The 12,460-nt window shown below is 34.7% G+C and carries 11 protein-coding genes; all 11 read left to right on the plus strand.

Going from position 1 to position 12,460, the window contains the following annotated elements; translation table 11 throughout:
* The first annotated feature begins 130 nt into the window (after nucleotides 1-130).
* The 11 genes from I580_RS01900 to lepB (I580_RS01950) all read left to right on the plus strand — a co-directional run bounded on the left by I580_RS01900 (nucleotide 131) and on the right by lepB (I580_RS01950) (nucleotide 12,413).
* Nucleotides 131-1,258, plus strand: a complete 1,128-nt coding sequence (locus tag I580_RS01900) for a tyrosine-type recombinase/integrase (protein WP_010773002.1) — start codon at nucleotides 131-133, stop codon at nucleotides 1,256-1,258.
* A gap of 369 nt (nucleotides 1,259-1,627) precedes the next feature.
* Nucleotides 1,628-2,350 carry a winged helix family transcriptional regulator gene (locus I580_RS01905; RefSeq protein WP_010773001.1) on the plus strand — a complete coding sequence of 241 codons (723 nt, stop codon included), beginning with the start codon at nucleotides 1,628-1,630 and terminating at the stop codon, nucleotides 2,348-2,350.
* A gap of 250 nt (nucleotides 2,351-2,600) precedes the next feature.
* Nucleotides 2,601-3,932, plus strand: coding sequence for a pectate lyase-like adhesive domain-containing protein (locus I580_RS01910; protein ID WP_010773000.1), 1,332 nt, complete (start codon nucleotides 2,601-2,603; stop codon nucleotides 3,930-3,932).
* A 58-nt stretch (nucleotides 3,933-3,990) separates the two neighbouring features.
* Nucleotides 3,991-7,095 (plus strand): MucBP domain-containing protein, encoded by a 3,105-nt coding sequence (locus I580_RS01915; protein ID WP_010772999.1) that lies wholly within the window; start codon nucleotides 3,991-3,993, stop codon nucleotides 7,093-7,095.
* A gap of 19 nt (nucleotides 7,096-7,114) precedes the next feature.
* The gene (locus I580_RS01920; protein WP_010772998.1) at nucleotides 7,115-7,459 is read left to right on the plus strand and encodes an LPXTG cell wall anchor domain-containing protein; all 345 of its coding nucleotides are present in this window, start codon (nucleotides 7,115-7,117) and stop codon (nucleotides 7,457-7,459) included.
* A 3-nt stretch (nucleotides 7,460-7,462) separates the two neighbouring features.
* A complete protein-coding gene (locus I580_RS01925; RefSeq protein WP_010772997.1) occupies nucleotides 7,463-8,266 on the plus strand; it encodes a WxL domain-containing protein in 804 nt (267 codons plus the stop codon).
* Between the two features lie 30 nt (nucleotides 8,267-8,296).
* Nucleotides 8,297-9,112 carry a WxL domain-containing protein gene (locus I580_RS01930; RefSeq protein ID WP_010772996.1) on the plus strand — a complete coding sequence of 272 codons (816 nt, stop codon included), beginning with the start codon at nucleotides 8,297-8,299 and terminating at the stop codon, nucleotides 9,110-9,112.
* Nucleotides 9,113-9,212: 100 nt separating this feature from the next.
* Nucleotides 9,213-10,265 carry a WxLIP family cell surface protein gene (locus tag I580_RS01935; protein WP_010772995.1) on the plus strand — a complete coding sequence of 351 codons (1,053 nt, stop codon included), beginning with the start codon at nucleotides 9,213-9,215 and terminating at the stop codon, nucleotides 10,263-10,265.
* Nucleotides 10,266-10,286: 21 nt separating this feature from the next.
* On the plus strand, nucleotides 10,287-10,955 hold the full coding sequence (locus tag I580_RS01940; protein WP_010772994.1) for a hypothetical protein: 669 nt from the start codon (nucleotides 10,287-10,289) through the stop codon (nucleotides 10,953-10,955).
* Nucleotides 10,956-10,981: 26 nt separating this feature from the next.
* A complete protein-coding gene (lepB, locus tag I580_RS01945; RefSeq protein ID WP_010772993.1) occupies nucleotides 10,982-11,716 on the plus strand; it encodes a signal peptidase I in 735 nt (244 codons plus the stop codon).
* 16 nt (nucleotides 11,717-11,732) lie between these two features.
* Complete coding sequence (lepB, locus tag I580_RS01950; protein ID WP_245558660.1) at nucleotides 11,733-12,413, plus strand: signal peptidase I; 681 nt, start codon at nucleotides 11,733-11,735, stop codon at nucleotides 12,411-12,413.
* Nucleotides 12,414-12,460 lie beyond the last annotated feature (47 nt).

A 12,460-nucleotide genomic window follows, 5' to 3' on the forward strand; every position in this document is an offset into this window, starting at 1 on the left:
TTAGTTGTGAAACTTCTTGCTTATCCTATGATTTATTCAGCAAGTACTATTGTTTATACATTGAAAAAATAGATTTATATTTTTAAGCCGTCAAATAAGCCGTCAATTTTTTGGGAAAGGGTGTCAAGTTGTGAGTAGAAAAGGTGAGAATATTTATAAAAGAAAGGATGGTCGCTGGGAAGGGCGTTATATGAAAGCAAGAAATGAACAAGGGAAAATCATTTATGGTTACATTTACGGAAAACGCTATGCACATGTGAAAAAAAGACTCGCCGAATTGAAAGTTCAATACTCTTTTTCACATACGAATCTTAATTTGTTTAAAGGAACAGTTCAAGATTGGTTAAATTACTGGTTAGATGGCTTGATGAGAAAAAAAATCAAACTTTCTACCTATTCCAGCTATCGTATACGAATAGATAAATACATCATTCCATTTTTAGGAAGAAAACAGTTGATTCAATTGAAAAGTCGTGATGTGGAAGAATTTGTCAATTACTTAATGAATCAAAATTTATCCTCTGCTACGGTGCATTCAGTCGTGACAGTACTTAAAAGTGCGATGAATAAAGCTTTTATAGAGAATTATATTCATACAAATCCTTGTAATAATCTGTCGTTATCAACGGCTGCAATGAGTGAGGTTTCAGCACTCAGTATAGAAGAACAAGAAAAAATCGAGCAAATTGCTTTAAATGAAAAAACGTGTTCTGCAGTAATTTTAGCTTTGTATACTGGTTTAAGAATAGGTGAAATTAGTGGATTGAAGTGGTCTGATATTGATTTTGAAAGAGACATTATTTCTATTAAACGAACACTTTACAGAATACCCAATAAGAACAATAGTAAAAAAACGGAAATAATCATGGCAGACCCAAAAACAAAAAGCTCCAAGCGATCGATTCCTCTTGCAAAAAACTTAAAAAACTATTTACTAGATAAACGAGAAATCGATGATTCTGAATATGTGATTTCCTGTAAAGGAAGCTATGCTGAGCCAAGAGTAATCAGCTATCGATTCAAAAAAAATATCATACAAGCTGGGATTCGTCCCATCCATTTCCATGTATTGCGTCACACTTTCGCTACAAGATGTGTAGAAAAAGGAATTGATATCGCTACACTCAGTAAGCTATTAGGCCATGCCTCAATAAAATTAACGCTAGATACCTATACGGATTCATTATGGGAAAATAGAAAGGCAGCAGTTTCTGTTATAGATCATAAACTTGGTAATACAACAACGATTGTTTCTTAAAAAAAGTTTCTGATAAAACTAATTTTTTAGTCTTATCAGAAGCTTTTTTTGTATATAAGAAAGTAGAGTTTTACTCATTTCATTTTTTTAGCCGTCAAAAAATGGTCAACTAGTTAGTGAAATCCATGAAGGGCAAGAAAAAAAAGCTGTTTTCTTATAACTGTTACATCCAAGAAAAAGCCAAACAAAATATCTTTTTTTAAAGATATACCGTGAGTTCCTATTCATTATGACCTTAATGAGTAAGCATGTAACTATTATAAGCGCAAAACAAGAATTTCTAAAATTTAAAGCTTTGAAATGAGTGAAAGTTTAGATTACCAAAGAATAAAAGGACCAATAAAAAAGATGATAGGGAGGGCATCAATAATGCATACAATTGGTTGTATCTCACATAGTAACGAAATCAGTAAAGAATATAAAGAAATATTTAAAACCTTTAAATGGAATGTTCAAATGATCAATAAAGAAACAGCAGATCAATTATTTGAAAGTAATAATAAGGTATTACAGTCAATGGATACTCTAATTATAGAAGATTTTGACTCAAATAATATTAACTGGACATGTGAATTGATCATGAATGTACGGAAACAAACAACATTACCACTTTGGATTTTATCCTCTCCAGAAGCGACTAATAGAACAAATCGAATTGTCTATTTACAATTAGGGGCAGATGGCATCATTGAAAAAGATTATGAACCAGATGAATCTCTTCTAATGATGAGAAACTTACTGAAGCGTTTTAAAGAACGAGAAAATCAATTGGAAGTACCTCAAAGAGAAGTGAGTGAGCCAACGGCTGATTTCAAGCTGATACCTCAGAATTTGAGTGTCTGTTTAGAAGGTGGCAAAGAAGTCAACTTAACAAAATTAGAATTTCTTACGATTGAATACTTACATAAGCATGCACGGAAAACGATGACATATGAGGAAATCTATAAGAATGTTTGGAATGATACCTACGGAAATCGAAAATATAGAGTATCTAACTTAGTGTTCCATTTAAGAAAAAAACTTGAAATGGACATTGAAAAGCCAAAATATATCAAGACGATCCGGTCAAAGGGATATATGTTGAATATTTAATAAACTAATAAAGAAAAAAAGACTGAGAATCGGCTGATGGAAAATAAGCTCAGCAAAATAAAAACCACTTAAATGTTAATTAAATATTAGGAGGGAAAGACGTGTTTACACATTTGCTTTCAGTCAAAAAGGTAATTTGCGAAACTGGTTAGAAATAACGAGTAAAGTAAATAATTACTCGCTTTTCTGGAAAGGAGGAGGAGGAGTAAAGAAAGTTTCGACAATAACACACATTTTAGGAGGAAAAAAATTGAAAAAAACACAAGTTTTTAAAAGAGGAATACTAACATTAGCTGCAACTGCTGCATTAGGAGTAGCGGTATTGTCAGTGCCAACACCATTTACAGGAGAGTCCGTTATTGCTTATGCAGCGGAAGAAACAGCGGAAGTATCAACGATCGAAGAATTCGATGCAGCATTGAAAAATCCAGCAATCACTGTAATCAATGTTAATGAAAGTATCCAATTCAAGAAAAACATTACAAACATTCCAAACCGTGATCTAACAATCAATGGTAACGCTGATAAAGGTGTAGTGATTAACTCAGCACACAACTCTATCTATGGTAAACAAAATACTAAAGGAAAAAATACGATTTCAATCAAAAATGTCAATATCGTAGGTGCTGATAGCGATGGACGTTTCTTCACTGGTGGCTCTGGTAATGGACCTTCAAGTTACGGCTGGGATGTTTATGCAGAAAACGTAGAATATACTGGTGCTCGTTTTGTTCATCTAAGTGAAGGAAAATTAACGTTTGCAGGTGAAAATAACATCAATACTCGTGCTGAAAATGCTTGGGTTCATGATTTAGAATTCTTACCAGGAACAATTTATAACGGAATTGCAGCGAATAAAGATCACGGTCAATTCTCAGCATTTTACTTTAATGGTGCATTGATCAAAGGAAAAGCAACTGGTGAAGTAAAAATTGGTTCTAATGCAAACGTTAATGTGAAAATTGGTCCACAAAGTAATGTAAATCATTACTATCCAGTATTCTATGACAAAGTACAAAAAGTTGATATTGACTCAGGTGCAACGTTAGATGTTGATGCTGCTGGTGTAGCATTCGAATTTATCCCACGTGCTGACTATGTTAATAAATTCCCATCATTAAACCTAGCAAGTGGTGCAAAAGCATACTTTAACGGCCGTGGTGGTGGAGATTATCCAGCAATGTATCTTCAATATTATGGTACACAAGTAAACTTAAGCCGTAATTCTGAACTTGTTGTGACTGGTGATAGTAAAAAAGGTGCTGTGAGAAGTGAATATAAAGGTGCACAAATCAATCTTGACGCTCCTAGAAACTTTGAAATTAAAAATAAAAAAGCTGGTGCACAACTATTTTATAGTACAGATACAACCATTAATGCTAAAAATGTAGGTCGTTTGTCAACATGGGGTAGAACTGGTGGAGACTATTTAGATCCTGCCACAAACCTTTTCAATGCTCGTAACTTTACTGTGAATTTCGGGAAAATTTGTAACAGTAAAACATTATCAGTGACTGGCCTTCCAGAAGATTTCCGTATGGAAGATTACGGAAAAATTTCGTTAAAAGGTGGAGCAATCTAATATAGTTTCACTTTAGAAAAAGGTTTAAATAATGCTGAAGGAAAGGAGGTGTTTTTTATTGAAAAATAAAAGGAAAAAGTATTCATTAGGCTTAGTAAGTATAGTGTGTTTAATGGCTTTATTGGGTATGCATGTTGTTAACACTTCGGAATCAAAAATTTCTGCAGCAACACCATTAGAGCCAGATTATAAAATGATGATCGAAGCGCCAGGAATTAATAAAGTATCTACAGGACCAGCTGCTACTGAAATTAGTGGGAACTACGCATTTGTTCTTAAGCTAACTGATGCAGTTACTTATGAACCAATTGGAAATCCCAAAGTTAGAGACGGATATCAAGGAAGCCCAACAAAAGTATATTACTTTAATAAAGATGATGTAGCAAAGCCAGATGAATATGGTTTATGGATAAAAAATGCTGGATTATATAACGGGCGTAGTGTAGATGTGAAGTTTGTTATGGATACAATGAATGTTGCTCCAAGTAATGAAAATACTACCCCATATCCTGAATTTCCATTTTTTGCTGTAGATCCAAAAGATAGAGAAAAAATGAGTAATTATGAGGCAGAGAAACAAAATGGTGACGATGCATCATGGAACGATCTTTATTTTATGACGGGTTCGTCACTAGGTAATCATAGAGTTTACTATAATCGTGGAGATAGAATTGAGTATCATTATGAGTTTTACTATCATGATACTCAAAAAGAATTGAAGCTTATGGGGTCTTGGAACTTTAATAATATCAATATGCAGAAAAAAACAGGTATCTCGTTTAATGAGTTAGATTTTAAGAATTTTTATGTCATGAACAACTCGGTAATTTCATATAAAGCAGAAAGTGGTCAGCTAAATATGTCTAGTTCTGAAACTATTATGAATGATCCTTCAGTTCAAGTTACTGAATTGTTTAGCAAAGAACAATTTCCAATGTCTATGACTTATTATGGAGAAGCTGGATATTCTGGAATGATGGCGTTAATGTACTCCACTGAATCTCTAACACGTATTGCTCCAGCACAGCCAATTGTCTATGGTAAAAGAAATTCTGCCAATCACGATGATCCTGCATATAGAGAATTAAAATATTCTATATTGCAAGGTGTAGCTGATAACAGAAAAGAAAACAGAAATGATCAAGTCGTTATTGAAACTGAAGTACCTGAATTCTATAATATTAGCGATGTAAAAGTGCTTGAGTATGGCACAACAATTGATAGAACCAATCTATTTACGATAAATAAAACTGGCTCTAAACTTACGTTGACTTCAGTAGATTCAACATCAGATACGTTTAATGGTAGTTTATTTGATATACAAATTACAGCAAAACCAAACAGCAAGTTTAATTTTAACCTTACTGACTATGGATATGTAAACGATGCAAATAATCTTTCTGACAACGGTTTTATGCTTTTCGAAATGGGTGGACCTAATACTAAAACCACATACACCTATAATGGGTTAGCAAAACCTACTAATACTTTAGAATCTGCAAATGTAAAGGATCAATCGGTATCACAAGTTCGCTATGATGGTAAACCGATTGGAACAGCCAAAGAAGATTTAAAAATCCCAATGGGTGGAAATATTGCTACGTCATTTCCAGAAGCCAAGGATTTACTTTCTTCATACGATGTTGATACAGAGAATGAAATCGATCGTCCTGTGACAGTCTCATATGTTGGAACACCGCCAGATATTAGCACTAAAAAACCTGGAGATATTGTAGAAGTACCCTTATTGTTGACTTCTTCCAAAGGTGTTGAAACACCAATTACAGTCAAAATTGAGATAACTCAGACAATATTTGATTTAGATATTGAACATCTTGATGCAGAAACAGGTGCAGTAATTGCAACAACAAGTCCTTTGCCAAGCGGTAAAGAAGGTGAAGAGTATGTAGCTACGTCAAAATCAATCTCTGGCTATATTCCAACCGCTGTACTTGTAGATGGTGTGGATAAGACACCATCACCCTTAACAGATCCGTTGTCGGTTACAGCTAAATTTGTTACAAACAAAAAAATAACATTCAAATATACCAAATTAAGAACACCTATGATTAAAGCGGATTTTGACGTTAGTCCAACTACGGTTCCTTTAGGAGGAAAAGCGACTTATACAGCTACCTTCCAAAATACAGCAGAAGCGCCAACAACCTGGAGTAATGTTTCCTTTAAAATTGATACAGCTTTCCCAGATAAAATCACACCAGATTTGAATACTGTTATGGTCAATGGAGTAGCTCTTGAAGTAAGCAAAGTTGACTTCAATTCAATGACTAAAGAGTTTAAAATCGATTTGAGTGATTTGGATTTAGACAGGAAAGAAGTAGTCATTAAATACGATGTCAATGTTGCTGTAGATGCTGCTGTTCAAGTAGTGAGTCAAAAGTATACAGTTTCGGGGACTGCCGGAGATGGTTCTCAAGTAGCAAAACAATCTAATTCAACGAGTTTGAATGTGATACGTGGTGAAAGCCAGCTAAATGTTATTTATAGGAAAAAAGACGAAAATAATAACGATGTAAAAATGGATCCAGACCGTGATGCTATCACTACTCAAAAAGATGGCACAGCATTTGAAATCACACCTGAGACTTTTGACGGATATGTTTTAGATAAGATTATTGTAGATGGTCAAGCATTAGCAGAACCATTACCGACCTCGGTCAAAGGGAAATACGGAGAGACTTCAACGATTGAATTCCATTATAAAGGGACATTGTTGATTACATCCGCACCATCTTTGCTAGATTTTGAGATGAACGAAGCCAGTGCTAAAGACTTGCGTGTAGAAAGTGCCAAAACGGATAAGGATTTGGTTGTCACAGATACACGTGCAACGAAACAAAAATGGTATTTGTACGCCAAAGTTACGGAAGATTTTAAGACAACGGATGGATCGAATAAAATTCTGTCCGGAATTCTACGCTATAACGATGGCGGAACCACTGAAAAGAATTTCCCAGTAGATCAAAATCAACTACTGACATCGCCTGATAATTTTTCAGATACGAAGTATAACATTAGTCAAACTTGGTCTGCAAAAGGGAAGGGATTTAAAGTTGAAGTTCCAGGGGATTATGTCAAAAAGCTTGGGGAATATCGAGCAAAAATTGTTTATACATTAAGTGAAGTACCAGATCTTCCTTAAAGCGAAGGAGAAAATGTCAATGATGAAGAAAATCAACTATTTGTATATTGGTCTAATTTTACTCGCTTTAATGGGAGGAATCTTGGGCATGGTTACTACTTCTGTCTATGGAGAAGAAGCTGCTGTACAAACGAATGGCGAGATTGTTTTTTCTGCTGAAAGTAGTGGTCCAAGGTCAAGTACAACACCTTCAGAGTCAACAATTTCTAGTAGTGAATCAATTAAAAAGCCGACTGGAAAATATCCTTCAACTGGTGAACTTGTAATGAAGAGTCTGACAATTAGTGGAATAGTTTTAGTTGCTATTGTAATCATTTTTTATTTTATCAAAAGAAAAAAAGATGTAAGTGAAAAGGAGGGATAAACAATGAAAAAAAAGACATTGATTATAGCTGCTTTTCTTGGATCCCTTCTATTTACAATAGGTCAAACGAAATCTTCTTACGCTAAAGAATCTTCATTATCTGGTGATGCAGAAGTTGAGCTAAAAGGATATAAAGAAGAAAATTCAATTATCCGAGACCCAGAAAATCCCAAAGTTGAAGTCGATCCAGGCGAATCACCTCAAACTGAAGGGGACCTAAGAATCGATTTTGCACCAAAACTGAATTTTAGCACAGTGATGATTTCAGATGAAAATGCTGTATTTCCTGTAAATGCACAATTATTTCATGGCGACACTTCTGCTCGTGGAAACTTTGTTCAAGTGTCAGATTATCGAGATGATCCAGATGGTTGGACGTTGCAAATTAGACAGGAGAATCAATTTAAGCATGTCACTAAATTGGGTGCAGAGTTGAAAGGCGCCGTTATATCATTTGATCAAACGTGGGTCAACTCTTCCAGAGATTTAGCTAAAGCACCGACTGTGTCAAAAGAAGTTATTCGCATGAGCAATGTGGGTGAAACTTATAATTTGGCGGTTGCACAATCGGGAAAAGGTTCGGGGACATGGAGTATCGTGTTTGGAGCATCACAAGAGAATCATAATGAACGTCCAAATACATTGGAAATTAGAAAAGACAGTTCTGGTAAAGAAATATTAGATCCGATTTTTAAAAAGCCTGTGTACACAAATAGAGCGGTTACGCTTGCTGTGCCAGGAGCGACTGAGAAAGAGCCAGGCGCTTATTCAACGGTGTTGACTTGGGTATTAGCCGAGTTACCATAAATAGAACAAAAATATTAGGAGGAAATACAAATGAAATTAACACACAAATTATGTGGTGCAGCATTATTAGCTGTACTAGGAGTAGCAGCAGCTGCACCAGCAGCAACAAAAGCAGCACCAGACCATTCTAAAGCAGGCGAAGGTGAAATCCAATTCACTAAAGCAACTTACGGTTCATATGATTCTACAGGTGGGGTAGTACCACCAGATACATCTTCTCAATCAACAACAGATACTGATCCAACTAAATTATTAGATGGTGAATTTGTGGTTCAAGGAATGTCAAAATTAGTCTTTACAGAGCAACAAGCAACAACTGGTGCTATCAAGTCTTGGGCAAAACCAACAACTGCCAATGATGGTGCAACAGATGGTAGTGAAGTAAAAAGACGTGCGAATTGGGTTCAATTTAAAGATGATCGTCTTGTAGATGATCGTACGTATGAATTATCAGCTACACTTGTTGATCCAGATGGAAAAGGTGCATTTGAGTTTGATGATACTGCAAATAACAAGAAAAGACGTATCGCTGGTGCAACAATCGATTACAAAAATACAGATTTAGTGGCTCATGAAGATAACGTTAGTCTTATGCCAAGTACTTCTGGATTACAGCCAACACTTCATCTAGCTGAAAATACTCGTGAAAAATTATTTACAGCAAATGAAAATAACACTGGTAAAGGCCGTGGTAAATATGCTGTTTACTTTGGTGATACATTGAATCCAGCGAAATTAGATTCTGAATCAATCGAATTGAGCATTCCAGCTAACCAAGCAGATGACATTCGTAATGGTAAATACGTAGCAACAATTCTTTGGACACTTTCAGAAACACCAATGTAATTCGAAGGATACTATAATTTAACAAGTAGTAGATTAAAAGATTCACCGGTGTTTTACCGGTGAATTCTTTCATGATGGAAGAGAGAGGACAACGAAATACATGAAAAAACTAATTTTATTAAGTCTCTTTTTATGTTTATACATAGTTTCACTTTTTAGTTTTTCAAGAGATGCATATGCTGAATTGCAGTTTGCATATGAAACTGTGCTACCTGAAAATCAAAAAGGGGAAGGGCGTTATTTTGATTTACGTATGACACCTGGACAGGAACAAACGGTCCAAGTAATGCTAACGAATCGTGCAGATCAAGAACAAACGATTCAAGTTTCTTTAAATGGAGTAAAAACCAATTCAAATGGTGTTTTAGAATATGGACCAAGTGCGTTGAAAAATGATCCTTCTTTAAAACATGACTTTAAAGATATTGTTAAAGGGCCATCAGAAGTAACCTTAGCCCCAAATGAAACAAAGCCTTTAGAGCTAACCATTACGATGCCAGCAACAAGTTACGATGGCAAAATTGTTGGTGGAATTTATTTGAAATCCAAACCAACAAAAGAAGAGGAAGAAGCAAATAAAAAAGCAAAAGGCGTAGTCAACGAGTATGCATTTTTAGTTGCAATGGTTTTGCAGGAAACAGATGAGAAAGTAACAAATGATTTAAAATTAAATAAAGTTTATGCAGGCTTATCAAACTATCGAAATAGTGTATTTGCCAATTTTTCAAATATAACACCAGAATTTTTAAATAATATGACAGTAGAAATGGAAGTAATGGCAAAAGATTCAGATGCTGTTTTGTATGATACAAAAAAAGCTGATATGAAGATGGCGCCCAATTCTATGATTGAATTTCCTCTAGAAATGAATGGAGATAAGATGGTCGCAGGGGATTATAAGGCCCATATACTGGTTACAAGTGGTGAACAAAAATGGGAATGGACAGAAAACTTTAAGATTACCAATGAAGAAGCTGATAAATATAATGCTCAAGATGTCTCTTTAATTCAGGAACCAGGAATAAATTGGAAACTAGTGGCTTTGATTGGTGCGGGTATTTTTCTGGCATTTTTAGCAATCTTCTTTATCGTTCGAGTGGTAAATAAGAACAAGAAGAAAAAGAAAGGAAATAAGAAGAGAAAGAAAAAATAAGCTTAAGGAGGTTATCATAATATGAGTCTATTAGACTGGTTTTTCATTGGACAACTTTCTTTTGCAACGCTTTGTTTTTTGTTTATCTTTTTTTTCTTATTTTATTCTTTAGTAACTCGTAAAGAACTAAAAACTAGTAAATGGCAGAAACGGCCTAAAAATAAAGAGAAACGTAAACGGTGGTTGAAAGCGCGAAAACAGCTTGAAAAGCGTCGGAAACGCTTCGATCGAAATATTTTCATTTTTCTATTGTTGGTTATTATAGCGTCTGGAAGTGCGTTTTATTCTCGATATTATCAGATGACCCATTTAACAGCTGAAGATGCAAAAGGCGTTGTTCAAGGTTATTTTATGTCGGAAGACATCGAAAAAAAGTTGGAGACAATGAGAGATGGCGGAAGTATTGAAAAGGAATATCAAACGTATCTAGAAATTAGTTCTTTAATAGTAACTTATAGCAATCGATCTGTTTCTGATGGATTATCGGAAGAAGGAAAGAGATTATTGACACGTTACAATGTGAGTATGAAAAACCTAGGGATGAATCTCCATAGTTTATCAGAACAACAATTAGAGAATAAAGAAACAATAGATGGTTATTTAAAAGATATTCAAAAAATGAAGAAGCAGCAAAAAGAAGTTTTCAAGTATTTCAGAGTAAATGAATCAGCATTAAAAAGAAAAAGTTAAGATAACTGGTTGCTGAGGGAAATAACATGAAACAGACAACAAAAACTAAAGTGAGACAAAAGGCGCTAAAAGCACCATCTAACAAAGAATTAAGTCAACCTAAAAAAAGAAAAAAGAATGTAGTCAACCAAAAGAAAAGAAAAAAGACGAATGCACCTACAAAAAAATCTTCTTCTAGAAAAAAAAGACCCACAAAAAAATATATTAATCGTAAAAGAGAAAAACAAAAGCAACTAGTAAAAGAACTTGTTGTGAGTTTATCAATTTTATTAGGATTGATAGTTATAGTACAGTCATTGCTTTTTTCTTTTCCATCGGTTGAGGGCTATGGAATGACCCCGTTGCTAAACGATGGTGAACGGGTGATTGTCAGAAAAACGAAGAGAATTAAGCGATTTGACTTAGTTTATATTAGGGAACCTGGAACAAAAAGACCAATGATCCGTAGAGTGATTGGTTTACCTGAAGAAGAAATAGCTTATCAAAACGATCAGTTGTTAGTTGATCAAAAGCCTATTGTAGAGCGGTTTTTGAAAAAAGAATTAAATGAAGCAAAAGTGGAACAACGATTATTGACGGATAACTTCAGTTTGAGAACTGTTACAGATGAAAGCCGTTTGCCGAAAGATAGCTATTTTGTTTTAGGTGATAATCGTCATTATGCTGCAGATAGCCGTAATTTTGGCTGGGTTGAGAAAAAAGATATTTTAGGGGTTGTAAAACTAAGGATATCACCGATGCATCAAATAACATCATTTTAATGAAGAGATAGGAGGAATGGATATGGCAAAAGGACCTCATTTCTCAAAGAAAAGAAAACAACGGCAAAAGACTTTAAGTCCAAATAGACGGAGAGAACAACGACTAAATTTACAAAAAATGCAAAGTGAAAATATTACGCTGGAGCATAGAAAAAGTTGGCTAAAAGAAGGCTTTTTGATTTTTGTTCTTATACTAGTCATTGTTTTTTTAGGTGTATTTAAAACCCATCGTGTTTCAGGGAAATCAATGGCACCAACTTTTGAAAATAATGACCGAATTATTGTACAAAAAAACATATCCCCAAAGAGATATGATATCGTGACGTTCGATCCTGAGATTCCAAATGACCCAAGCTATGTCAAACGAATAATAGGACTTCCAGGTGACCAAATTTGGACAGAATCAAATGCGGTTTATATTCGTCCGTCCAATGCTGCACCCTGGCAACAAGATGAAGTACCACAATTTATTATCAGCATGTTACCGGATAGTACGCTTAAAGTATTGGTTCATGATGAGGTAGCCCTAAAGCTAGCTGGGCTTTCCACAATCCCAAAAGGAAACTATTTTGTATTAGGAGACAATCGCGCTGAATCTAAAGATAGTAGAACTCTTGGATTAATTGAAGAAGAACAGATTGAAGGTGTAGTAGTATTTCGCTACTTTCCATTCAATAAAATGGGGTTAGTACACTGATAAAGTATTAAAAATAACGGTCACAAAGTAACATCGCACCACAGTTA

The organism is Enterococcus caccae ATCC BAA-1240 (assembly GCF_000407145.1).
GTDB classification, from domain to species: Bacteria; Bacillota; Bacilli; order Lactobacillales; family Enterococcaceae; genus Enterococcus_L; species Enterococcus_L caccae.